Raw genomic sequence first — 22,315 nt, forward strand, 5'->3', positions numbered from 1 at the left:
TTTCGAGACATAAATTACCTCAAACTTCAATTTAAACAGATTCCAGTAGAAATTCTGGTGTCAAACTGTTAAAAACTTGGTAATTTCCTTACAACACGTTCTTTTATACAAAGGCGCACCTTCTGAAGCCACTGCCCCTTAGTGTGAACCTGTATGACTAGTTTCATCGAATTCTTCACCGTAGCCCTTAAGGTATGACTTCCTTAGTAGTCGAGACTTCCCTTTACACCCTTGTAGCTGACTCAGCCGCTTCACCCTCGGCTTTGCAAATGAGTCCAATCACGTTCAAATCACTGATGAACAGTTTATTAGACGTGCTGGTTGAGCAGCAACTCCCAGCATTGATCTGGGCGAAACTACCGCGTGGGGAAGCGTGGCAAGCAGAACTTGAGCGATATATGAAACTCGACGATGTTGCTCAAGGAACCTACTTATTTAAAAATCAGCGGGATGACGTTCCAGAAGAGACGTTAACCACAACGCATAAACCCATGTCTGAGTCGGTGGACAGTACTCAGGCGGCTCCTGACTGTAAGCTTCACTCAAAACCTAACTTAACAGCGGTATCAGTTCAGCTTGCTGCTGATAGCCCGCTACGACGAGAATATTTTTTGATCATTTGGTCAACGCAATTTTGCGGAGTCCTGGTTGCCCATCGTTCAAAAAACGGGGCGACAGCCAAAGATGAGCTTCAAACGACCTTTATTCCAGACGAAGAAACGACCGAAAAGCGGCCCTCATTAATGACCTTTCTGGTGCTGGATCAGGCAACGACTCGGCGAGCAGTTGGCGCATTGCATAGGTCGATGGAAGCCATCTCGTCCCCGTTGAACAAAAGCTGGGATGCCGCGATCGCAAAAATTCAGCCCGCTCAAGTCAGTTCTCCAATGATTGAGCAGTTCCTCATCCGGCAAGTCCAACGCCAGGAAGACCTGTGGCAGCGAGGCACCAGCTACCGTCGTCAAGCCGAACTAGCCAATCTCTTACAGCTTCAAAATGAGGAATTAGTCAGCGCGATTCGGTTAAAAGATGAGTTTGTGCATACGGTGGGGCAAGAACTCCGAACGCCGCTCACGACGATGAAAACAGCGATCACGTTGCTCAATTCTCCTACATTAAAGCCGCCGCAACGTCAACGCTACATGGATTTGCTCGTGAAAGAGTGCGATCGCCAAACGGCACTGATTAGCAGCTTGCTCGATCTCGTCAGTCTCGATCAGATGGCAGATCAAGCGATTATTCAAGCGTTGCAGTTGATGGACATTGTGCCCGGAGTGGTCAGCACCTATCAACCGCTGGCAGAAGAAAAAGGAGTGCGGTTAGCGTACACGGTGCCTGAAAACTTACCCGCGATCGCTTGTCTCAACACTTGGTTAAAGCAAATTGTGATTCATCTGCTCCGCAACGGGATTAAGTTCACGCCGAGAGGCGGACAGGTTTGGGTCAGAGCCAAGCAGCAGGATGATTTTGTCCAGCTAGAGTTCAAAGATACGGGAATTGGAATTCCAGCGGGTGAGATTTCAAAAATCTTTGATCGGTTCTATCGGGTGCGGCAAGTCGTCGAGACTGAAACGAATGGGGCAGGATTGGGACTAACTGTTGTCCAGCAATTGCTAATCCATTGCGGCGGCTCGATTTCGGTCAGAAGCCGGATAGGAGAAGGATCTGTTTTTACAGTTTTGTTACCCATTTACAAAGGCACGGTCGAACCCGATTAGCAGAATTAGATTTGAGTTCTAAGAGGAATCCGCTAAGGTTAGAATCGGGCCTCTTTTGTTAGCGTTTGCTTAGCACTCAAGTTTTATGTCCATCACCATTTCGATTAACGCCGCTCAGATTGATGCCTTAGATTTATCACCCGCCGTAGATGCGATCGCGCCGCTCCTGACTCATGCGGCTGAATATGAGCAACAGATCCAGTTTGCGATCGACTATCCCTTAGAACCTGGCGATCCACGAGAATTGCCGGAAGTGCCAGAGGTGCGGCTTTGGTTTATCCGCTTAGATGCATTGTATCCGTGGCTGCCGTTTCTGCTGGACTGGAAGGCTGGAGAATTTGCCCGCTACACCGCCATGCTTGTGCCCCATCAGTTTCATCCCAAAGATGGCGTCCAGTACAACCCGGAAGCCCTTGAAATCTATGTGATGCACAAAACGTTTGTCTTGCTGTACTGGCTCAAAGAGTTAGGAATCGAAAGCCCATCACGGCTCAAAGCGATGACCCAAATGGTGGGCTACGAGTTGGACGATGAGTTTTTTGAGATGTTAAATCGTTAGAGAGAAGCGGACAGGGTACAATGCTTCCCTAGTTGGAGTACGTTTGCATCACAGTTGATCCTGTCTGAGCTAACGATCGCCTCTAAAATTCGCTTCTTTAGCGCCTAATTTTACGATGCTTGAGCTTCCTAGTCCTAGATCCATTGCGTCTAAACGCGCTGGCATTCCCGACCAGCGTTGGAACCTGCTTCCCATTCAAACCGAACGGGCACTCACGTTAGCTCAAGCAACGCAAGTCTCTCCGCTCTTGGCACAAGTGTTACTCAATCGCGGACTCGACACGCCAAAAGCCATTGCGACGTTCCTCGATCCCGATTCTGAAGCATTGCCTTCCCCGCTAGAAGACTTTCCCGATCTGGCGCTCAGTCTAGAACTGCTGATCAATGCGATTAATGAGCGTCAAGCGATCGCAATTTGCGGGGACTACGACGCAGACGGCATGACGAGTACAGCCCTTCTGCTGCGGGCACTGCGCTACCTTGGCGCACAAGTAGACTACGCGATTCCTAGTCGCATGAACGAAGGGTATGGCATCAATGAGCGGATTATTGAAGAATTTTATGATGAAGGGGTCGGACTGATTCTCACCGTCGATAACGGAATTGCCGCGCATAAACCGATCGAACGCGCTCGCGAGTTGGGATTAACCGTGATCATTACGGATCACCACGATTTACCGCCACAACTACCCAACGCGAATGCTATTCTCAATCCTAAATTGATTGCTGAAACGTCCCCCTATCGCAGCATGGCAGGCGTTGGAGTTGCCTATGTTTTGGCAGTATGTCTGGCTCAGAGTTTTGGGCAGCGCGACTTGCAAAATACGCTGCTAGAGTTATTTACCTTGGGAACGATCGCCGATCTCGCGCCGCTAACGGGGGTGAATCGTCGATGGGTGCGGAGAGGCTTACAACTCCTGCCGAAATCTAAGATCGAAGGAATTCAAGCGCTGATTCAAGTGGCGGGATTGAGCGGTGAGAAAAACCTGAAGCCAGAAGCGATTGGCTTTCGCTTAGGCCCTCGAATTAATGCCGTAGGTCGCTTGGCTGATCCACAAATTGTCATTGAATTATTGACTACTGATGACACTGGTATTGCATTGGAACGAGCCATGCAGTGTGAGCAGATTAATAAACATCGGCAGCAACTCTGTGAAACCATTGAAAAAGAAGCCATTAGTGCTTACGAGAATGGCTCGATCAACGCAAAAGAAGAACATGTGTTGCTCTTAGTACAACCAGAATGGCATCATGGCGTGATCGGAATTGTAGCCTCTCGGTTAGTCGAGCGATATGGCGTTCCGGTGTTCATTGGAACGTATGAAGATGAAAAGCAAGAACACATTCGCGGATCAGCGCGAAGTATTCCAGAGTTTAACGTATTTGACGCACTAGAGTTTACGAAAGATTTTCTCCTCAAGCATGGGGGTCACAAAGCCGCAGGCGGATTTTCCTTTGAGGGCACGCGGCTTGAAGAGGTGCGATCGCGCCTCCGACAATTCGCCCAACAGTGCCTCAAACCCGAACATCTCAAACCGTTAGTCACGATTGACGCTCAAGCAAACTTAGAGCAACTCGACTTTCATCTCTACGCCCAGCTTGACGCGCTTCACCCCTGCGGCATGGAGAATCCTGATCCTGTGTTTTGGACGCCCAATGTCCGGATCAGTGATCAAAAGCTGATCGGCAAAGGACATCTCAAATTTATGGTGAGTCATGATTCGATTGCCGCTAGAAAAATTGCCGCGATCGCATGGCGGTGGGGAGAATATTATCCGTTACCAAAATTTTTGGATATTGCCTATCGGCTTCGCACGAATGAATGGAACGGCGACGTTTCGATTCAGCTTGAAGTGGTTGGAGTTAGATTGCCACATCAGCCCAGCGCGGCTGGAGTCGAGTTTTTGTTTAACCAGCGATCGTATAGCTGCACCATCGAAGACCAAGGCGGCGTCAAAGAACTGAAAATTCGCAATGATAGAGGCGACGTTCTAGCTATTCAAAAGGGACAAAAAATTGGGACACTCGGCAAAATTAATCACCCCGCTCAAGCGGTTGATGTGTCTCAGCAACCTTATTACGACTTAATCAGAACTGCCCTGATCGCCTTGAATCTTTAGGAAGGCTACTTTTTAAACGGAAAATAAAGCACAGGGTGCATACTGCGACGGACACATTCATTGGCAAAGCTCGGAATCGACCATTCCAATAAGGGGTTGACGTTATTAGACGAGAGCGCGATCGCGCTAATGTCAAACTCTTGCGCTGCCATCAGCACTTCAACCATTGGGTTACCATGCCGAACTTCAACTTCCGAATTGATCCCCAATGCCTGTAACTGCTCGCAAATCGGCTTCAACTTTTGAGCGACAAATTTCTGTTCTTCTTCAGCCGATAACTCAAGCCTACCGCCTTCTTCGACCACCCAACACAAAACGCAATTTTTCAATTGGTGATCACGGTTCGCTTTTGCTAATTGCTTCACTTGCTCTACCGTGTATTTCGCGGCATCGCTATCGTCATAGGGCAACAATATCTCGCGAAACAAATGCTGACATCGCAGACTCAGTTCTTCTACGGTGTAGGTCGAAATCAATTGAGGACGCAGGGTAAGCAGGGGAAGCAGGGTGTGTTTTGCAAGGGCAATAGTCGTGCTTCCGAAGAGCTTCTCAGTTAACAGATTGCGGGATTCTGTGCCCAGAACCAGCACATCGGCTTGATAGGTTTTTGCGGCTTGAAGTATTGCATCAACCGCTCGTCCCGCTTTGACTTCGACCTTTACTTGGACTCCCTCAGGTACATTTTCTAATGCAACCGCTAATTTTTCCTCAGCGCGGTTCATCTTTTCAGTGTCGGCGCGGGGAACTCCTGACTTCTCAACCAAGGGAACAACGTGCAGAAAGACAATTTGCGTTGCACCACCCGCCGCTAAGTCAGGGATGAACTGCGTTAGACGCTGCAAACCATCTGTGAAGTCAGTACAAATAAGAGGGCGCTGGAACATAGTAGTTAAGAAGTAGAGATTAACCAAATAACGCAACGTTGCGGCAATCCTTTTTGCAAAGGAAGCGATACTCAAAATCCTAACTCAAAGTCTTCTGTGTTGAATTATCGACTGCCGATCGAGTCGGATCGAGCTATTTACCGACATTAAGCGCTGACGTTTTAGTAGCTAGAGAGTGGACGCGATCGCAAATACAAGGACATGGCGTTAGACCTGCCGCAGAGGAGGGATGAAAGCAAAGAAAGGCGCTGCTTATTTCATTTACCCTTGCGTTAGGGCTGCCGCAGGCGTCATAAAAATCGGCAAATGGTCAGGCATTGCTAAACGTTGAACAACATCCTCGTGATTATCGTGGCGACAGCGTAAGTTTTCTAGAAAGTTGTCCTTTTCTGCACTGCCCGAAGTATTGCTATTGGGTTGCAGAACCCTACTTTGGTGGGAATTCTAAAGCTGTCACTTTACCATTAGGGAGAACTCTACAATGGCGACTTCAATTAGTGCAACGTTGACTCCGGCAGAGCGAGATACGTTGATGGCGGCGATGACCATGATGAAAGAAAAGATGCCGTTCTTGGTGGATTTGAGCACAGAGGAGCGCAAGAATTTGCCAAAGATGGGCGATAAGAGTCGGGCGTTTGTGGGCAAGGCGTTGGAGGTGGCGACGCAGAACCCGGACTTCTTGCCCCGCTCATTCGACCTAGAGGAGTTGCGGAAGGATGTGCAGTTGTTTGAGATGTTGTATCCGCTGTTGATGTCGATCACGCAGATGCACGAGTTGTTGGACGATACGTGTTTGGCGGTGGGGAGTGAGGCGTATGCGGCGGCGTTGCAGGTGTATAGCTATGCCAAGGCAAGCGGACAGGGAGCGGGATTAGATGCGGTGGTGGGTGAGTTGGGGCAACGGTTTGCCCGCAAACCCCGGAAGGTGAAGGCGACTGAGGCAACGGTGAAGGCTGGAGGGGCAATGATGGAGTAAAAAGCCTGACAATTTGACTTCTGAGGGCGATGATTGAGGCTCAGAACGCGGAGGTTGAAGCAATTTGCTCGACGTTCCGGGTTCTGAGCTTCGTTTTTGGAGTAAAAAGCCTGAAGTTCCGAGTTCGGAAGGCGGAGTTCCGAGTTCAAAAGGCGAAGTTCCAGGTTCGGAAGGCGAAGTTCCAGGTTCTGAGGGCGGAATTTCAGCTTCCGAAGGCGGAATTTGGGGTTCGGAAGGCGGAGTTCCGAGTTCAAAAGGTGGAGTTCCGGGTTCTGAGGGCGGAGTTTCACGTTAAGAGGTTGGAACTTCAAGTCGTGAAGCTGAATTGTCTTGGTTTGGAAATAGTCATATTTATTCTGGCCGATTAGATGCGCCCTCTACGCTTGTTCATCAGGTAGGGGTGGTAGTAGAGGTTCTAGCTGAGCCAGAAGGTTTGCCAGTTCTGTGGTGATAATGTTCCAAATGATGTCTTGCTGAATTTCGTCATAACGGTGAATGATGATGTTGCGTAAGCCAACCGTTCTACGCCAGTCAAGGGCTGGATGCGTTTGTCGAAATGCCTCCGATACTCTGCCTGCGGCTTCTCCAAGGATTTCGAGTTGTCTTTCTACAGCGCTCTGAATCAAGATGCTTGCTTGGTAGTCATCAAAGGATAGACCAAGGGTAAACTCTTGAATCCGGCGGATTGCTTGCACCATGTCCCAGATGGAGGCGGCATCACGGTTGTTCGCTTGCATAGATGACTTGACGAGCGTTCAAAATTTCAGAGCGGCGGTAGGGGTTTTTTAGCCCGCGTTTGTCTACTAGATCTACCTCACGTTTGAAGAGAGCTTCTAGTTCTTGTTGCATATCTATCCAATCAAATAGGTTCAAGCCGTGATTGGGAGCAAGCGTTACTAAAATATCAATATCGCTATCATCGCGAAAGCCATCTCGCAAGACAGAACCAAACAACGCAAACTCGATGATCTTCCATCGTTGGCAGAAGTCGGTTATTTGCGATCGCGTGACATTGCAGCGATCGCAAATCACAGTTGTTAATGGAGCCGTCATCGTTTCCCCCGTATCAGGTCACACCCTCTTCACTTGAAATCATTCGCTTCATTCGCACTCATGTCTCAATTTTGCACAGAAATCTGGTAAACGAAGTAGCAAAAAGCCTGACGATTTGACTTCTGAGGCTCGTCGTTGATCATACCTTGGAGTCACCCTTTGCTTCTTCTAGTACAGCTCGCTCAACGAAATCAACTTCTCTTTGAACCCACTGTTTTATGAGAGAAAGGTGACCAACTGTAAGATTAAGATGAGCAAGCTCAGTTTCTACCCTACTTGCCTCTACTGGTTTGAAACGAGACAAGAGTGTATACCGAAAGAAGCCAATAAGGTAAGACTCACTCTCTTCAATTTCCTCAATGATTAACTTCCTACTTCTACCTGCTTTTGCTTTTACTTCAGCTAATCTGCTTTCAAAGAATATCGCCAAGATAATAAAAATCGCAAAAAGAGCGTCAATTGAAAAATTTAACTGTTTCGTCTTCTGGAGCGCTCCCGATGATTCTCTAATCGTCTGATGAAGAAAATGAGGATTCATTTTTTCAGTCAGGGGAACAGAAGAAGAAATAAAGATCTGGCCCAACTCACTTAAATCAGTAATAAGTTGCTTTTGTTGTTCTTCAGTCCCAGTAGAAAACAATTTGTACCAGATTGATTCAACAGCCGAAAACCTAAATATGCCTGAGAAGACAGTGTACACAGTTGGTTTGAACAAAATACCAACGCCATGCCAATGAACAACATCAAAGATAGAGATTCTTCTGTCTGAACTATAAATAAATTCAAGACACAGCTGATAGTATTTTGGACAAAGTGATAGTATCCGCTCATAGCAGGTTTCAAGAATAGATGCTGATAAATTACGCCAAAATTCCTCATCTTGTGAATTTTTCCCTTCTGCACGAGAGAAAATAATAGGAATGTTAAGATGCAAACCAATTTCACAAGCTATAAGAGACTTGGTATCATCTTGATGATTGATGTATTCAATAATTAACCTTTCCACAGTATCTGCTATAGTCGCTCGATTCTCGAATGCACAATTAAGAAGTTCAGTCATTAATTCTTGAGTAGGTTTCCCAACATCAAAGACCTCAACTTCTTGATAAAGTAATCGCTCACCTTCTAACTGCTTGAGTCCCCAGTTAATGCAGAACTCAATACAAGATACAGCGATGTCTCGTCTTACTTGTGGGCTAGGAACCATGAACTTTAAACATCTTGCTGCGAAGGACAATTGGTTCCATGTTCCATTTTCCTCTATTGCAGGAGTTGCCTTTATAAGTGCATTTAGTATTTCGTCTCCAGCCTCCTCAGTCTGCTTGTCTTGAATCCGGAAAGCCAGTTGTGCAACTACATCCCATTCTCCTCTAGCAATTCTGGGTAGCAAAGTTTCCTTTAGGTTCTCTGGAGATCGACTTACACGCACTAAATGGCTAGCAGCAAAAAATTCTAGAAAGGTTCGGTGAGTGAATTGGTACAATCTCTCTCCTTCCTTCATTGTTCCAGTATCAGTAAAGACCCAAGCCCGTCCTCGACAAAACTCAATAAATGCATAGGCAGCTCTCTCAGCTTCATCACAGTCTTCGTATTGGCGCTGGCAAAGGTAAGCTGTTGCTTCAGCTATGAGTTGCCGTTCTGTTACTCCTCCTTGCAAAGTTTCGTTTGTGTATATCCAGTGAGCTAGATACATCATTGCGAAGATAATACGTGATTCAAAAGGAAGAGAAACTTGAATTCCTCTGCTTCTGTCCCACCGCTCAAAAAGCATTACAGCACACTTCTCATAAACATCGGGTCGATTTCTGGGGATGTAACCCTCACCTCGGTAGATATTACATAGCAAAGCTAGCATTAGCGGATTGGAACAAAGATCTGGTACAACTTTGCTTTCATTCAAAAAAGCTTTGACTTTTCTTCCGTGCTGTTCTCCTTCCACTTCTGGCTCTGTAACCAAAAACCATTTCTCTACGTACTCTTTTGCTTGATCATTGTCAAAAGAGCCTAAACGGAAGATTTCAAATTTCTCTTCATCGAGAGGAGCCTCCTTGTAACCTACTTCCCTTGAGGTAACCAAGACAGGAACTGAAGGATAGAATGAACAAAAAGATTCCACATCACCGCTGATCGTTTGTCGATAGCTCGTATCAAGTAACTCATCTAGACCATCAAAAATTACTACAGCACGACCATTAAGTAAGAGATACTCAAACGCTCCTAAGGGTGGCGATGGAAGTTGGTACTTAGAAACTGCTGTCAATTGGATAAACTCAAGAATTGAGCAGTTGTACTCCTTCTTTGCAGCCCCATAATCCCGCAGAATCACATGAATGGGAGTAACTGTCTTCCCGCTAGAAGCTTTTCTGCATAGCGAGTTGCTAAATCATTGCAAAGTTTGTCAGTAAAAGTAGATTTTCCGCCACCAGGATTTCCTAGCAACACAACTCGATATATAACCGAGCAGAAATCGTCAATTTTGCAATTTTGTGGTCTTTCGTCTTGAATTCTGGAGGCGCTAATAAAACTGGTACAGACATAAAGTCTATCAATATGAAACTTTCGAGCTGTGTCAAAATTTGGTGGAGTGATATACCCATGCCGAGTAGGGATCTGCTGGCGATACTTCTGTTCAAATTCCAGGATTGCTTGAATATTTGGCTCCTGTTGCCCTGTCAAAAAATTAATATTCCTCTGTATCGCTGCAAGTTCATCCCGAAGCATGTGAAAACGAGCAACAGATTTTGCCTCATGAGCAACTAAAACACCTCTATTGATAGCAACTTGTAAAGCTTGTTCACAGCTTTGAAAGAGCGAGTCGAAGAGATCATCAGTAAATGCAAAATTTCCAGAATTCTGCTGCGAGTTGTTTAGGTAGCGCAATAGAAGTGTTGAGAACTCTGCTCGGATTGATTCTGAATGAACATGCTGTTCGGGCAACAACTTGCTTGCATAAATCTGCCTAACAATAGCCTCAACCTCTGGAGAAGCCAGAAACATCTGTAGTCTTTGCCGTTGCTGCTCATCATCTACCTGAGCAGATCTAGCTACTGCTGCTACAGCCTTTTGAAGTATGGGTGTAACTGTAGTGTCCAGATGTGGCTTTAGAGGTTCTTGACCTTTCAATGCCTCGTAACCTTTATCCTTCATGTAGAAAAGAACTTCTGTCAAAACATTTCCAACAACACCTAACAAAATGTTTCCACAAGGAGATGCTAGAAAAGCTTCCATACTTTCTACACTAGATAAAGTTCTTTACTATGTTAGACACTTAAATCCTCTACAGCGCGGGTGATCATCATAATTTTTTGGGCTGTACTGATGTCTTGATGCTAAATACGACCGGGCGATCGCGCTCTAATCTCCACCTTCCACCCTCTGAACCTGAAATTCCGCCTTATGATCGCAAAACTCCGCCCCTTGAAGCCGAAACTTCGTCTTCGGAACTCGGAACTCCGTCCTGCGATCACCAAACTCCGCCCTTAGAACCTGAAACTCCGCCTTCTGAACTCGGAACTCCGCCCTTAGAACCTGAAACTCCGCCTTCTGAACCCGAAACTTCGCCTTCCGAACTCGGAATGTTGACCTCAAAACCTGAAACTCCAGCTTCCGAACTCGAAACGTCCCCTTCCGAACCTGGAGTTCCGACCTTAGAAGCCGAAATTCCGAGATCAGAACTGTAACGATCGCAATTAGTGCAAGTTACACCTGCAAAGCAACCGAAAGTTCAATCTCGAAGTCGCCCCTTGCTAAAATTTCAGCAGAATCTATCTGCCTAAACACCATGAAAGCTGTCAAAGCCACCGGAAGCATCAATGAGCAAGGGCAACTTTCGTTAGATCATCCCCTAACCGTCAGCAAAAACAGCCGTGTTGAAGTCATCGTCCTCATTCCAGAAGAACCAGAGAGTAACGACGAGCAGACCAAAGAAGCCATCCTTGAAGATTTTCGTCAAGCGTGGCACGAAGCCATGACCGGACAAACAATTCCCGTGTCTCAGATTTGGGACGGCGTTGAAGATGACTGAACCCCTCATCATTCAGGTCGAAGCAGCCCCAGTCTTCAATCGAATACGGACACTCGCGAAGAAATATCGCAATATTCGCCGTCACATCCAGCCCATTATTGAACAGCTTGAGCTTGGAGAACTTCCGGGCGATCTTATCTCTGGAGTAGGGTATGAAGTGTTCAAACTGCGAGTTAAAAATAGTGATGTTCAGAAAGGCAAAAGCGGCGGTTATCGTCTTCTTTATTACGTTAAAACAGCAACTCGCATCATTTTGCTAACCATTTACACTAAATCCGAGCAAGTCGTTATTGCGCGAGAAGATATCAGAAACATCATTACCGATTACGAACAACGCTTGGATGAACCAACAACTTGAAGCGCTGGGGCTTGACATCAACAACTGATTAAGGAGAGCAAATCGCATGAATGAAATTATTTTTTTAGTGGAAGATGACCCCGAAGGTGGCTACGTTGCTCAAGCGATCGGACAATCTATCTTTACGCAAGCTGACAGTATTGAAGCATTGAAAGAATTTGTGCGCGATGCTGTTCAGTGTCATTTTCCCAATGAAAGCGATCGTCCAAAGCTCATCCGGCTGCACATTGTTCGAGACGAAGTAATTGCCTCATGAAGCTACCCAGAGATTTAAAAAGCTTGAAGCGCCCCCTTCCGAACTCAAACCTCCGAGATCAGGGCTGTAATTGTCATGCTCAGTGCACAACTGCAACACAACCAGAAACCGATCTCGACACTTGCCCCTTGCTAAAATCTGAGCAGAGCCTATCATTCTAATAACTATGCAAGCCATCGAAGCCAACGGCACGATCGACGCCCAAGGACGCCTATCATTGGATCAACCGCTAGTGGCTCATCCAGGTAAAGTGCGAGTCATTGTATTGCTATCAGACAGTGAGGGTACAACGCCTGATGGCAACGGAGTAGATCAAACCGAGAGTTCGCAGCAACTACCCAGCCTCCCACCCTTTCTACAATTTGTTGAAGAAATCAGTGCCCAAATTCCCAAAGAAGAATGGGAAAAATTACCCAGCGACCTTTCTAAAAACGTAGATCATTATTTGTATGGCTCACCAAAGAACGAGGAATGAAAACTGTCTTTGCCGATGCGGGGTATTGGATTGCAATTCTTAACCCTGCGGATAACCTTCGTGCCAAAGCTGCTAGTCTCTCCAACGCTCTGGAACCTTTTCAAATCGTGACTAGTGAAATGATCTTCACCGAAGTCTTAAATTCGTTTTCCAGACGAGAGAGTGCGTTTAGACAAGCGGCGGCTCAATTCGTCAAGCGATCGTTCAACAATCCCAAAATCAAGATTGTTGCTCAAACCAGCGACTTATTTCATCAATCGCTCAACCTTTACGAACAAAGAGCCGACAAAGACTGGAGCCATACCGACTGTGCTTCGTTCTGCATCATGCAGCAGAAAAATATCCTCGAAGCCCTGAGTCATGATCGCCACTTTGAGCAAGCTGGCTTCGTTGCTCTACTCCGTTAGCAGAAGCATCGCCCTCCAATCTTCACCGTTCGACCTCCGAACCCCAAACTCCGCCTTCTGAACTCGGAACTCCGCCTTCCGAACTCGGAACTCCGCCCTCAAAGGCTCAAACTTCGCCTTCCGAACTCGGAACTTTGCTCTCTGAACCTGGAACTCCGCCCCCCGAACCTGGAACTCCGCCTTCCGAACCTGGAACTCCGCCTTCCGAACCTGGAACTCCGCCTTCCGAACCCCAAACTCCGAGATCAAAGCTTGAAACTTCGCCTTCCGAATCCCAAACTCCGCCTTCTGAACCCCAAACTCCGAGTTCAGATGCTCACTCCTGTAAACCTGTATCAAGACAGACTTGCGAAAAACCTCGTTCTCCAGTAGCCTTGTTCTTCAGTACTAACAAATATCCGGGATTAAAGCGTCACCTGGAAGCTGTTAGCGCAGCACCAGGCGACTAACCCTCCAGACTGCGTACAACAGTCTGGAGGGCTAGAGGGCAGTTTATCACTCCACTAGCCACCCTGACTTGCTATGGCAAAAAAGCGAGGGGGTGGCTTTGGTTTTGGGTATCTCTACAACCCATCTCTTCTGTGGAGTGACACAACTGCTATGACCTACAACACATCTCCGATTCAAATCAACCCCGATCCGCGTCTGCTGACGATCGTAGTGATCGGCATTCCCGAAACCGTGCAAAGCTACATTCGTGACCAACACCTGCGCGGCTATGCCAAAGCCTACGAGTGGAGCAAGCCACAGCCTGCGCCCGACGGTTCCGCTAAAGTCCTGGTTGCCCTCAATCGAACGGGAGTCTAAGTCGTGTAACGGGATCTCCGATTTCTCAAAGAAGTCAGAGATCCCGTTACGCAGTTTTGTAGTGTTCACGGACTGAGCGCCGTCACAGAATCGCGTCCTGCAAACGTGCGCCAAGTGATACACGTCGTTCAAGCTATCCATTCACTACACTGAAAAGTATCACCGTTTACCATTTGGAGCCGAGCGTTGACCCCTCTACAAATCATCGAGCTTGAAGCCGCAGAAGCACTTCTGCGATTATCTCTGTTACTTGTTTTGATCTTAGGGATTGCCTTCTTCGTCGCCGCAGAACTCGCGATCGTGTCTGCTTCCAAAGGCGAACTCTATCGTCTGAGCCAAAATCCAGACACTCAAGCCGCCGCTCAACAGGTGCAGCACGCTCAGAGTAATCTCAAGCGCTATCTCTCGGTCACTCAGACGGGCACCACAGCAGGAAGTTTGCTCCTCGGCTGGCTTGGTGAGGGGGCAACCGTGCATTGGATTGAACCGTGGATCACTCGATTGCCGATTCCGCACTTACCTGCAATGATTACGAGCCACTCGATCGCAACGGCGATCGCATTTCTGCTCGTCACCTATGTGGAAATTGTTTTGGGCGAACTCGTTCCCAAAGTGCTGGCGTCTCAAGCTCCAGAACGAACGGCGTTATTGCTGATTCGTCCACTCCAACTCTGTTCATATCTTTTCTTTCCAGCACTAGTCGTTTTAGACGCAACGGTAAACGTCTTAACCGGATGGATCAATCGAAGAACAACTCCAGCGTTGCCTCAGTCCAACGCGCCGATCGTTGGAATTGATCAGTATTCTGTAACCGTGGAGGGCGCTGTAGATTTGCAAACCTTGAATGAACAAATCGGCGTGAATCTGCCCGCTAACGACGCTTATAGAACATTGGCTGGCTTTATGATTCATCAGTTAGGACATGTTCCAACAGAGCGCGATCGCTTGCAGTGGGGCGAACTCGAACTCGAAGCGGTGCGCATCGTCGAGAATCGGCTAGAAGCAATTCTCTTACGCCAAATTACTCGTCCGTTGGGAGAAGTGGGTGAACGTGAAGCTATTCCTAACGTCTAAGTGATCATTCCTGTACGCTAGAAGATATTGCAACTTGAGAGGAAATGCGATGGCACTCACCGCCCAGCAACTTGCCGATCTCATGCCAGATGCAACCCAACTCGAAAGCGATGAGCCAGAAATGGAAAGCTCGTTACATTCTGCTCAGTTGTCCTTGCTGGTGTCTTGCCTAGAGTGGTGGTGGCGCACGAGACAAGACTTTTTTATTGGTGACAACCTAACCATTTATTTCAGCCGACAACAACTAAAAAACCGAGATTTTCGCGGCCCCGATTTCTTTCTGGTGAAACAGACCGATCCAAAGCCCCGCAAATCCTGGGTGATTTGGGAAGAAGATGGCAGATATCCAGATCTAATCATTGAATTGCTGTCAGATTCGACCGCAGATATCGATCGTGGTTTGAAGAAGAATCTATATCAAGACCGCTTCCGGACGCACGAATATTTCTGGTTCTCTCCAGATACGTTGGAATTTGCTGGATTCCGTTTAGTCAGCCAACGCTATCAGCCAATTACGCCAACAACGCAGGGTTTACTGTGGAGTGAAGCGCTGGATTTGTATTTGGGGATTGATTCAGGCAAGTTGAGATACTTTCAACCGAATGGTCAACTCGTTCCTACACCCGAAGAGGACGCCTTAGCCGCGCAACAACGAGCGGACGAAGCGCAACAACGGGCAGAACGGCTGGCAGAACAACTGCGATCGCTCGGTATCGATCCGGACGCCTAAACTTCAATCTTGCCATTCACCTCCAATTCATCCCCAACCTTGCCCCGAACGCCCCAATTGTGCTGTGGAATTTCAGCGATCGTAATTTCAACATCATTTGCAGCGATGCCAACCTGCTCTGACAATCGAGAGAACAGCAGTCGAATCAGGTGCTTCTTTGCGTCTACACTGCGCCCCTCAAACATGCTGATTTCGATAATGATGTATTTTTCAGAGCGATCCGATGGATAGATAAAATTCTCCGGTTCGAGCGGGATAAATCGATGAAACCGTTTTTCTAACGGAAACGCTAAGGCATCTACACCGCAAGCATGAATCGTGTCAGAGATGACTTGACGCGACTGAGCTAGAAAGGAAGCATTTCCGTAAATCTTAATTTGTGGCATGGAGTCTCAATTCAAATCGTTCAAAATACTATCAGATAGTAAGACTATCGAATAGTAAGCGTTCAAGGCAAAACTTCTGTCGATCGCAGAGCGAAGCAATTTCATCTAGACTATTGAGCGCAGGTTTCAAAGTCGGTTTTTGAACGATTGAATTTTGAACAATTGAGTATGGATTACACAGTTCGAGCTTTGACCGTTGAAGATGAGCCTATCCTATGGACAATGCTGATGTACGCTGCACAGGAACCCTCACTCGAATCGGTTCAGAAGCACTCTTACCTTTCTTGTTACGTTGACGGTTGGAGCATAGGCGATGTAGGTTTCGGTGCATTCATCAACGAAGCGCCAGTTGGGGCAGCATGGCTGCGTTTATGGTCAGATAGCGACAGAGGATTTGGCTATACTGATCCGGCAATTCCAGAATTGGCAATGGCTGTGTTGCCTGAATATCGTGGAAAAGGCATTGGGACTGAACTACTGATGCAGATTTTAGAAACAGCTCAAGATAAATTTCCTGCGGTATGTCTTAATGTTCGAGCAAATAACCCAGTTGTAGGACTCTATCAACGCGCAGGGTTCATTAAAGTAGAGGGTAGCGACGTTGTGAATCGTACGGGTGGTATTTCGTTCAATATGATCTGTAAGTTCACCCGCTAAGTGCCTAACAAGCGAACAAGTTGATGAAGCAGACAACTGAAAGCCGCTCGTGATGAAGTTAGATGTTTTGCCACCGCTTATTTTAGGCAAAACTGATTGTCTCAAACCTCTAAATTATTTTGCCTGATTTGATTTCCGCATTTCTCGCCATCTCTGCTGAAGGTTTTGCAGATTTGGATTTTGTCCTCCATATCGCCAACCTACATAAGCATTAGAAATCTCCTGGATTGTTTGAGCGCGTTCTTTAGAATGCAATTTGTGAGATTGCTGAGCGTACTCCAGAGGTGTCTGCGCTGGATGCTTGCGGAATCCTTGTGTAGCTTGCCAATTGAGCATGTCCTGATACAGGCTCTCCATCGGAGGCAATTTTTTCAGCCAACGACGATAGCGCCATTTTTGCCAACCGTGCCAAATCAGCCAGCCGCAGAATCCGAAACACGTCGTCAAAAGTAAGCCCATTAAGAGCCCTGTCCAACCTCTTGAGAAGAGACTGATGAGCCATGCGATTGGCTGCACCACGATCGACTGAATTGCACCCGCAATTCCCGCCATAATCCATGCCAACACTGCTGCGATCGGGGGCGGCAACCAACTTGCAACCCATTTCCAGAAGTGCTGTAACACTGTGAATGTTTGGTCATCCTCAATCGATGGTGGAATCAACTCATGTCCCGGAATTGGATCGATCGCAAACCAGCCAAATTTTGGAATATTAATTTCTGTCATTGCATAAGCATCAGTGTTGCGCACTTCATACAATCCTGTGAATGGATTAAATCGTCCGGGCGCAAATCCGACTACCAATCGGCAAGGGATGCCAATTGATCGCAGCATAACTGTTAGCGTTGTTGAAAAGTGATCTGGATATCCACCTTTGAACTTTATTAAGAACGCTTCTGTTAGATCTTCATCTTTCTCTAGAAGTGGTATATCTAACTGAACTGTGTAATTTTGCTTTAAGTATTGCCCTAGAAATAACGATTTATCATACGTTGAGGTTAGCGGCTGAGATGATGTTGCTAAAATTTCTTCTGTGCGTTGACGAATCTTGGTTTTATTCCCTAAAGGAAGCTGTAAATAAACACTATTCTTTGGCGTTTCTAAATTCGTTGAGCCTTTTTGCAACAGTGTGACGTCTCGATATGGCACTTCTGAAACGACAGAATAGGTCAGCCCTTCACTGAGCGGAACGGGCGATCGCAGTCCCCCTTCTAGATCAAGCCCCACTTCTGAGGTCGGGAAATAAAGTTCTTTCGGCTGTGTCAGTGCTGGAATCAGGTTCGGCAACTCAGAAACAATCGTATAGGTCTGAACAATAGGCTTCGTTTTGCTTAACGTTATGGTGTGAGGTAAATAGAACTGATACAACCACGCAGGACGCTTGAGGGTTTTGGTTTGAGCATTGCGCGATACTTCCCACCCTTGGCCTGTGTACCGATCAAACGCCATGACTCGCCAAAACCCTTCCGCCTGCGATCGCACCCGCATCACCACTTGAGGCTTTAGTTTGCCGCGCCGATTTTGATTAATTTTGTCTCCAAATCCGTAGTAAAACTGCTCATCAAATTGATTGGAATTCCCCTTTTCTGCCTGTCCTCCAACGCCTGCACCTTGTCCCGCTTTTCCGCTACGGACATATCCTGGATTCGTCACTCGCTGATTGTCAAATTTGTCGGGCAATTGAATCTGAGCGCTCACGGGCAGCGATCGCAGTTGATACCCCGAAAAGCGTGGCATCACAGCAAAGATGATCAGTCCCAGCAGCAACGTTACCAGAAAGATTTTAGTTAGAGCCGGAAGATTAAATTTTCGCAGGATCGACTGCTCTGCTTTCGCGCTGCTGAGTCCTAGACGCGATCGGTAGTCCAGCATCAGAACAGGAAGCGCGATCGCTAAAAAGACGAGCAGCATCACTCCAAACATCATCGTTTGACTTAGGGTACTCGCCACCCCCAGCAGCACTAACCCAATGATCATCGAATAGCCTAGATCTTTGCGGCGCGGCAAATCAAAACTATGTAGAACCTGGATCTGAATCAAAAATTCAGCCAAAATCAGCCGCGTATCATTCAGTTGCCCGTTGCTGAGCAATCGCGAGAAAAACGCGGCTAGTACTCCCAGCATGGCGATCGCTAATACAAATTTCGTCGGAATATTCCGCTTACGACGACAATGCCAACTCCACGCCGCCCCCGCCATACTCAGTGGAATTGCCCAAACAGAAATGTGGGTCTCTGCAGCAATATCCGTTGCCAAGATTCCCACACTTACAAGGCTCTGCGTCAACACTCGAAACAAAATTGAGTCTTCGGGTGTTGACGCAGGCAAAGGTTTTAGTTTTGATTGAAGCGAATGCCACCAGTGCTGGGTCATGGGTGCGGGGTATGGGGAAAATCAAAATTCATAGTACCCCTTTCGTCAAAGAGGCAACCTAGAATGCAAAACCTGATACGACGTCTTCCCCCAATTCCCTAATCTCCTAGCCCTCACTCACCGGATGAATGGCAAACACCAGCAGATCCTGTTCCCCTAAACGCACCTCCAAAGGATAGGTGCGATCGGGAACAAAATCGCGAATTTCTAAGCTCAAGCAACCCGCGTTGTCCCGGTCTGCCAGCGATCGAAATTCCTCACCTTGAAATTGGAGACTGCCTCCGCAGGGAAGGTCCGCATCCACTCGTAACCGCACCGTTCCTCCGCCAAAGTGATAGTGCGATCGCAGCGAAAACGCTCCCAGTTCGGTCAGCCATTCTCGCTCTTGCTGAGGCTGTTTAGGCGACACCGTAAAGGTCAACGTATGCATGATTTCTCGCGCTGCCAGCAGCGATAGAGCCATCTGCTGAGTATCGATCGCCTCCTCGTAATGATCAGGAAACTCAATTCCCGCTCTAGCCGCAAGGTCTTGCAGCCCGGCCGCCGAAGAACGAGCGGGGGAAACCATAACATACCCCGCAACATCGTTCAGCAGTTGCGCCTGTCCTGGGAACAGCGTATCAACCGCTTTCACGAGTTTTGCTCCTTCCCGGAGCGGTGATGTGACGATTGCCTGACACCGAGTCAGCAGTTCGGTTAGAATGCTTTCTGGCATCGGCACAGGTAACTGTAAATTGCGTAGTTGTGTCATCCACACTGAAGTCTCTGCAAAGACAGGGCTAGTCGCTCTAGCACTGACAGCCTCAGCATCATAATCCGTAATCTCTTTCTCCCAAGGAAAAAGAGGCGGCTTACGCTGAGCCTCAACTTGAAGCCGACGTTTCAGCAGCGCATGAAAACGATCTTGCACAGCAGGTATCTCTCCCGGTTTAAGTAAAAAGTCCTCTTGAAAGAGGCTGGATGGAGCCTGGATAGACTCCCTCACCGATGAATCGCGGCTCGACTCTACTGGATTGGACTGAGGATAGTATCCTGCAAGTCCAAGAGTTTGCAGCAGATCTATAAGAATTTGCTTTTTAGCTTCAAAATCGCGATCCATTTGTGATAACACCCTATTCATCAAGAGATTCACTTCCTCCGGAATCTTGGTGATTACGAATTTCCCAAGCTTGTTCCAGAAGTTTAAACCATTGTTTCTGAACTTGATTGACCGTGCAACCAATTTGCTGCGCGATCGCGCTTTCGGGGGTCTGCTGTTGCTTTAAGCTCAACAGCTTCGTCTGTTGCGGCGTCAGCCGATCGTGAAGACTCTGCCACTGCCGGTGAGATAACCCCAAATTACGCTCTAAGTCTACCTCTAACCATTGATGCACCAACTCCCACTGGTGAGAGAAGGAGAAGCGAATGAGATGGTACTTAAATCGCTGTTGTAAGTAATCCCGTTGGCGGGCTGTCAGCCCCAAAATCTCTTCAATTTCGTTGGCAGGCAGGTCTTGCAGCCGCAGCGTAAAGTAATCGATACAGTCGTGTTGCTTGCGGTCTTCCAGGTAAGCAATCAGCTCTTTGACGACGCTATGACGCAACGTGTCTTCCGCCAATTCGGGTTCTTGTGCAACCATCTGCTCCCGGACTTGCTGCATCGACGCAACACTCCAAGAACTATCCGAGTCAGACATTGCCCCTTCCGCCGCCTGCTCGAAATCGACCAGAGCTTCACTCGGTTGTTGCTGAGAGAACGTCTGTGCCCTCAAGATGATGAGTTGCTGATTGCGGTGTCCTGGTAAGGGAATGCGACGCTTCCCATACCGCTCTGTAAATGCCATATATTCGGCCAACTCCAGCACCGACTGGGGACTGTACGTTGGCGGTAGCTGCGACTCGCGCCGAAAGGCATTGAGCGCTTCCATATAAAAGCTTTGTAGAAAATCCTCAATCAGCGTTAACCGGGCTTGATAGCTCGATTGGCTTTGCGGCGGCGTAATGTAGCGGTAGACCACAGCACTTAAATTACTGTGAAGCTCAACCCGCCCCCGCCGAGAACCGAGTTTATAGTAGTGCAAACATTGCTGAAGCCGATGCCGTGCCAGAGTTGTCGCCCACGTCTGGACTTCGCCCGACGCTTGAATGCGCTTGCTCTCAGAACAAATGCGGACTACCTCTTGAGCCAACCGATCTGCAACTTCACGGCAATTTGGCTCGGATGCCTTTGTTGCCTGTTGGAGTTCGGTAACTAGAAGTTGAAAGATTGAATCCACGCTCTGGCAGATTTCCCCCACGATGTCTAATGTCTTGCAAATCAATGGAATTGCTCTCATTACTAGCAGGAACATTTTTGTGATCTGTCGATCACAATGGTGGTAGAAGAAACCCCTGATTATTCACTGGATGCTGGAATGAATTTAGACCAACAACTTCAAGACCTGATCGATCATGCGCCGCAAGATGGCTCAACTCCACAAATTATGGAGCGAGTTGCGCCCGCGATTAAAACTGTGGCTGGACGCTTAAGACATCCTCAGTACTACGTGGTGCAGACGCTCGATCAAAGCTGGGTGATGCTAACCCTCGCTAATCGTACCCAAACTGGTCGTGAGAAAAACGTGATTTACGCCTTCTCGACGCTCAAGGATGTGGCAGCGAGTCCTTACGATTTCTCTGATCCCAGCCTCATTGCTTTACCCGTTCCAGTGACACATATCTTGTTTCAAATGTTGGCGATGGAGCAAAGTGACAGCACCATCTTTTTTGAAACGCCAGGAAATGTGACGATTGGTACGGAGATTGAACGAGCCGACATAGAGAAGTTGATTCAAGAAAACTGGCGAGAGCAGATAGATGCGGACTCTCAATACAATATTCCAAGTGATATTGCTTAAGAGACTTTACGGATTGGATTAAACACAAACTTCATCAAACGAGAACTGTAAATTTTGAATACTTGTAGCCAGGGCTGCTTGATATTTCTAAATTTGCAGTTCTACCTTAAACGATGAAAGTTGCATGAGCGTCAACCGTTAAACTACGAATTCCCTTCGATTGTACCTGCTCTCCTCTTCGTAAAAGTTCCGGACGGAAATCGAAACAGAATTATTAAATTCAAAGCTCTCTATTTCATCAAATCTTTATATATCTGAACTCGTTCTATGCGCTGAATTCAAGCACTGTATTGCCAGCACCAGATTCTGAAATAGCTGAACTGAGTTTAGTAAATGGCAGAGGCAAGATGTGCATTTAACTGCTGACTAACGCTAGACATTTAACCGGAACTGTAGAAACCTAACAGTTTGGAGCTAATACGTGTTCGTAGTTTTTCACATTAATTTGTACTTAATATTTTTATACTTCAGAAGTGTACTCTCACGTTGTAAAGCAACAATATTTTTACTTTTTACTGAGGCAGCCCCTCTCAGAGGCTGTTTGAAAAGTTTGGCATGGTCAAATTTTATGCCAACCGCCTGA

Annotated in this window: 25 protein-coding genes; 16 read left to right on the plus strand and 9 right to left on the minus strand. The window is 47.3% G+C overall.

Annotated features, from left to right (window positions below):
- The first annotated feature begins 194 nt into the window (after nucleotides 1-194).
- From AC5JLB_RS28125 to recJ, 3 genes are all read left to right on the plus strand, one after another.
- A complete protein-coding gene (locus AC5JLB_RS28125; RefSeq protein WP_495877142.1) occupies nucleotides 195-1,718 on the plus strand; it encodes a DICT sensory domain-containing protein in 1,524 nt (507 codons plus the stop codon).
- 85 nt (nucleotides 1,719-1,803) lie between these two features.
- Nucleotides 1,804-2,277, plus strand: coding sequence for a CRR6 family NdhI maturation factor (locus tag AC5JLB_RS28130; protein WP_495877143.1), 474 nt, complete (start codon nucleotides 1,804-1,806; stop codon nucleotides 2,275-2,277).
- A 115-nt stretch (nucleotides 2,278-2,392) separates the two neighbouring features.
- Complete coding sequence (gene recJ, locus AC5JLB_RS28135; protein ID WP_495877144.1) at nucleotides 2,393-4,396, plus strand: single-stranded-DNA-specific exonuclease RecJ; 2,004 nt, start codon at nucleotides 2,393-2,395, stop codon at nucleotides 4,394-4,396.
- A 5-nt stretch (nucleotides 4,397-4,401) separates the two neighbouring features.
- Here the strand turns inward: recJ and AC5JLB_RS28140 are convergent, their stop codons facing one another.
- Complete coding sequence (locus AC5JLB_RS28140) at nucleotides 4,402-5,280, minus strand: universal stress protein (protein ID WP_495877145.1); 879 nt, start codon at nucleotides 5,278-5,280, stop codon at nucleotides 4,402-4,404.
- A gap of 481 nt (nucleotides 5,281-5,761) precedes the next feature.
- Here AC5JLB_RS28140 and AC5JLB_RS28145 point away from each other — a divergent pair, with 481 nt between their 5' ends.
- The gene (locus AC5JLB_RS28145) at nucleotides 5,762-6,256 is read left to right on the plus strand and encodes a hypothetical protein (protein WP_495877146.1); all 495 of its coding nucleotides are present in this window, start codon (nucleotides 5,762-5,764) and stop codon (nucleotides 6,254-6,256) included.
- A 64-nt stretch (nucleotides 6,257-6,320) separates the two neighbouring features.
- Nucleotides 6,321-6,551, plus strand: coding sequence for a hypothetical protein (locus AC5JLB_RS28150; protein ID WP_495877147.1), 231 nt, complete (start codon nucleotides 6,321-6,323; stop codon nucleotides 6,549-6,551).
- 82 nt (nucleotides 6,552-6,633) lie between these two features.
- On the opposite strand, the gene AC5JLB_RS28155 is transcribed toward AC5JLB_RS28150, so the two are convergent.
- The 4 genes from AC5JLB_RS28155 to AC5JLB_RS28170 form a co-directional block, all read right to left on the minus strand.
- A complete protein-coding gene (locus tag AC5JLB_RS28155; protein ID WP_495877148.1) occupies nucleotides 6,634-6,993 on the minus strand; it encodes a HepT-like ribonuclease domain-containing protein in 360 nt (119 codons plus the stop codon).
- Nucleotides 6,974-7,309 carry a nucleotidyltransferase family protein gene (locus tag AC5JLB_RS28160; protein WP_495877149.1) on the minus strand — a complete coding sequence of 112 codons (336 nt, stop codon included), beginning with the start codon at nucleotides 7,307-7,309 and terminating at the stop codon, nucleotides 6,974-6,976. Before AC5JLB_RS28160 ends, AC5JLB_RS28155 begins: the two co-directional genes overlap by 20 nt.
- 139 nt (nucleotides 7,310-7,448) lie before the next feature.
- The gene (locus AC5JLB_RS28165) at nucleotides 7,449-9,635 is read right to left on the minus strand and encodes an NACHT domain-containing protein (protein WP_495877150.1); all 2,187 of its coding nucleotides are present in this window, start codon (nucleotides 9,633-9,635) and stop codon (nucleotides 7,449-7,451) included.
- A complete protein-coding gene (locus tag AC5JLB_RS28170) occupies nucleotides 9,632-10,537 on the minus strand; it encodes a hypothetical protein (protein WP_495877151.1) in 906 nt (301 codons plus the stop codon). Before AC5JLB_RS28170 ends, AC5JLB_RS28165 begins: the two co-directional genes overlap by 4 nt.
- A gap of 98 nt (nucleotides 10,538-10,635) precedes the next feature.
- Here AC5JLB_RS28170 and AC5JLB_RS28175 point away from each other — a divergent pair, with 98 nt between their 5' ends.
- The 9 genes from AC5JLB_RS28175 (at nucleotide 10,636) to AC5JLB_RS28215 (ending at nucleotide 15,440) form a co-directional block, all read left to right on the plus strand.
- Entirely contained in the window at nucleotides 10,636-10,989 is a 354-nt protein-coding gene (locus AC5JLB_RS28175; RefSeq protein ID WP_495877152.1) for a hypothetical protein, read from the plus strand.
- Nucleotides 10,990-11,090: 101 nt separating this feature from the next.
- Nucleotides 11,091-11,333: a type II toxin-antitoxin system RelN family antitoxin gene (locus AC5JLB_RS28180; protein ID WP_495877153.1), complete on the plus strand. Its 243-nt coding sequence runs from the start codon at nucleotides 11,091-11,093 to the stop codon at nucleotides 11,331-11,333.
- Nucleotides 11,326-11,691: a type II toxin-antitoxin system RelE/ParE family toxin gene (locus AC5JLB_RS28185; RefSeq protein WP_495877154.1), complete on the plus strand. Its 366-nt coding sequence runs from the start codon at nucleotides 11,326-11,328 to the stop codon at nucleotides 11,689-11,691. Before AC5JLB_RS28180 ends, AC5JLB_RS28185 begins: the two co-directional genes overlap by 8 nt.
- A 46-nt stretch (nucleotides 11,692-11,737) precedes the next feature.
- Complete coding sequence (locus tag AC5JLB_RS28190; RefSeq protein ID WP_495877155.1) at nucleotides 11,738-11,947, plus strand: 2-oxoisovalerate dehydrogenase; 210 nt, start codon at nucleotides 11,738-11,740, stop codon at nucleotides 11,945-11,947.
- Nucleotides 11,948-12,113: 166 nt separating this feature from the next.
- Nucleotides 12,114-12,422 carry a hypothetical protein gene (locus AC5JLB_RS28195; RefSeq protein ID WP_495877156.1) on the plus strand — a complete coding sequence of 103 codons (309 nt, stop codon included), beginning with the start codon at nucleotides 12,114-12,116 and terminating at the stop codon, nucleotides 12,420-12,422.
- Nucleotides 12,419-12,829 (plus strand): type II toxin-antitoxin system VapC family toxin, encoded by a 411-nt coding sequence (locus AC5JLB_RS28200; RefSeq protein WP_495877157.1) that lies wholly within the window; start codon nucleotides 12,419-12,421, stop codon nucleotides 12,827-12,829. The genes AC5JLB_RS28195 and AC5JLB_RS28200 overlap by 4 nt, the downstream gene beginning before the upstream one ends.
- Before the next feature lie 522 nt (nucleotides 12,830-13,351).
- A complete protein-coding gene (locus tag AC5JLB_RS28205; RefSeq protein ID WP_495877158.1) occupies nucleotides 13,352-13,636 on the plus strand; it encodes a hypothetical protein in 285 nt (94 codons plus the stop codon).
- Between the two features lie 186 nt (nucleotides 13,637-13,822).
- Entirely contained in the window at nucleotides 13,823-14,710 is an 888-nt protein-coding gene (locus tag AC5JLB_RS28210; RefSeq protein ID WP_495877159.1) for a CNNM domain-containing protein, read from the plus strand.
- Between the two features lie 49 nt (nucleotides 14,711-14,759).
- Nucleotides 14,760-15,440, plus strand: a complete 681-nt coding sequence (locus AC5JLB_RS28215; RefSeq protein ID WP_495877160.1) for a Uma2 family endonuclease — start codon at nucleotides 14,760-14,762, stop codon at nucleotides 15,438-15,440.
- Here AC5JLB_RS28215 and AC5JLB_RS28220 read toward each other — a convergent pair.
- Nucleotides 15,437-15,826, minus strand: a complete 390-nt coding sequence (locus AC5JLB_RS28220; protein ID WP_495877161.1) for a tautomerase family protein — start codon at nucleotides 15,824-15,826, stop codon at nucleotides 15,437-15,439. The genes AC5JLB_RS28215 and AC5JLB_RS28220 overlap by 4 nt on opposite strands.
- Before the next feature lie 168 nt (nucleotides 15,827-15,994).
- On the opposite strand from AC5JLB_RS28220, the gene AC5JLB_RS28225 reads away from it, so the two are divergent.
- Complete coding sequence (locus AC5JLB_RS28225) at nucleotides 15,995-16,483, plus strand: GNAT family N-acetyltransferase (protein WP_495877162.1); 489 nt, start codon at nucleotides 15,995-15,997, stop codon at nucleotides 16,481-16,483.
- A gap of 114 nt (nucleotides 16,484-16,597) precedes the next feature.
- Here AC5JLB_RS28225 and AC5JLB_RS28230 read toward each other — a convergent pair whose 3' ends face one another.
- The 3 genes from AC5JLB_RS28230 to hetZ form a co-directional block, all read right to left on the minus strand.
- Complete coding sequence (locus AC5JLB_RS28230) at nucleotides 16,598-18,856, minus strand: transglutaminase TgpA family protein (RefSeq protein WP_495877163.1); 2,259 nt, start codon at nucleotides 18,854-18,856, stop codon at nucleotides 16,598-16,600.
- Between the two features lie 106 nt (nucleotides 18,857-18,962).
- Nucleotides 18,963-19,955, minus strand: coding sequence for a PatU (locus AC5JLB_RS28235; RefSeq protein WP_495877164.1), 993 nt, complete (start codon nucleotides 19,953-19,955; stop codon nucleotides 18,963-18,965).
- Nucleotides 19,956-19,968: 13 nt separating this feature from the next.
- A complete protein-coding gene (gene hetZ / locus AC5JLB_RS28240) occupies nucleotides 19,969-21,111 on the minus strand; it encodes a heterocyst differentiation protein HetZ (protein WP_495877165.1) in 1,143 nt (380 codons plus the stop codon).
- A 96-nt stretch (nucleotides 21,112-21,207) separates the two neighbouring features.
- Between hetZ and AC5JLB_RS28245 the strand changes: the two genes are divergently transcribed.
- Nucleotides 21,208-21,732: a hypothetical protein gene (locus tag AC5JLB_RS28245; protein WP_495877166.1), complete on the plus strand. Its 525-nt coding sequence runs from the start codon at nucleotides 21,208-21,210 to the stop codon at nucleotides 21,730-21,732.
- The last annotated feature ends 583 nt before the right edge of the window (nucleotides 21,733-22,315 follow it).

It is taken from the genome of Myxacorys chilensis (assembly GCF_059505265.1).

Bases quoted from the DNA above. Each gene is read 5' to 3' on its own strand.
- AC5JLB_RS28185 (WP_495877154.1), top strand. From the start codon at position 11,326: ATGACTGAACCCCTCATCATTCAGGTCGAAGCAGCCCCAGTCTTCAAT.
- AC5JLB_RS28145 (WP_495877146.1), top strand. From the start codon at position 5,762: ATGGCGACTTCAATTAGTGCAACGTTGACTCCGGCAGAGCGAGATACG.
- AC5JLB_RS28130 (WP_495877143.1), top strand. From the start codon at position 1,804: ATGTCCATCACCATTTCGATTAACGCCGCTCAGATTGATGCCTTAGAT.
- AC5JLB_RS28180 (WP_495877153.1), top strand. From the start codon at position 11,091: ATGAAAGCTGTCAAAGCCACCGGAAGCATCAATGAGCAAGGGCAACTT.
- AC5JLB_RS28205 (WP_495877158.1), top strand. From the start codon at position 13,352: ATGGCAAAAAAGCGAGGGGGTGGCTTTGGTTTTGGGTATCTCTACAAC.
- AC5JLB_RS28230 (WP_495877163.1), bottom strand. From the start codon at position 18,856: ATGACCCAGCACTGGTGGCATTCGCTTCAATCAAAACTAAAACCTTTG.
- AC5JLB_RS28170 (WP_495877151.1), bottom strand. From the start codon at position 10,537: ATGGAAGCTTTTCTAGCATCTCCTTGTGGAAACATTTTGTTAGGTGTT.
- AC5JLB_RS28125 (WP_495877142.1), top strand. From the start codon at position 195: ATGACTTCCTTAGTAGTCGAGACTTCCCTTTACACCCTTGTAGCTGAC.
- AC5JLB_RS28140 (WP_495877145.1), bottom strand. From the start codon at position 5,280: ATGTTCCAGCGCCCTCTTATTTGTACTGACTTCACAGATGGTTTGCAG.
- AC5JLB_RS28175 (WP_495877152.1), top strand. From the start codon at position 10,636: ATGCTAAATACGACCGGGCGATCGCGCTCTAATCTCCACCTTCCACCC.
- AC5JLB_RS28155 (WP_495877148.1), bottom strand. From the start codon at position 6,993: ATGCAAGCGAACAACCGTGATGCCGCCTCCATCTGGGACATGGTGCAA.
- AC5JLB_RS28225 (WP_495877162.1), top strand. From the start codon at position 15,995: ATGGATTACACAGTTCGAGCTTTGACCGTTGAAGATGAGCCTATCCTA.
- AC5JLB_RS28215 (WP_495877160.1), top strand. From the start codon at position 14,760: ATGGCACTCACCGCCCAGCAACTTGCCGATCTCATGCCAGATGCAACC.
- AC5JLB_RS28190 (WP_495877155.1), top strand. From the start codon at position 11,738: ATGAATGAAATTATTTTTTTAGTGGAAGATGACCCCGAAGGTGGCTAC.
- recJ (WP_495877144.1), top strand. From the start codon at position 2,393: ATGCTTGAGCTTCCTAGTCCTAGATCCATTGCGTCTAAACGCGCTGGC.
- AC5JLB_RS28195 (WP_495877156.1), top strand. From the start codon at position 12,114: ATGCAAGCCATCGAAGCCAACGGCACGATCGACGCCCAAGGACGCCTA.
- AC5JLB_RS28245 (WP_495877166.1), top strand. From the start codon at position 21,208: ATGGTGGTAGAAGAAACCCCTGATTATTCACTGGATGCTGGAATGAAT.
- AC5JLB_RS28160 (WP_495877149.1), bottom strand. From the start codon at position 7,309: ATGACGGCTCCATTAACAACTGTGATTTGCGATCGCTGCAATGTCACG.
- AC5JLB_RS28235 (WP_495877164.1), bottom strand. From the start codon at position 19,955: ATGGATCGCGATTTTGAAGCTAAAAAGCAAATTCTTATAGATCTGCTG.
- AC5JLB_RS28200 (WP_495877157.1), top strand. From the start codon at position 12,419: ATGAAAACTGTCTTTGCCGATGCGGGGTATTGGATTGCAATTCTTAAC.
- AC5JLB_RS28220 (WP_495877161.1), bottom strand. From the start codon at position 15,826: ATGCCACAAATTAAGATTTACGGAAATGCTTCCTTTCTAGCTCAGTCG.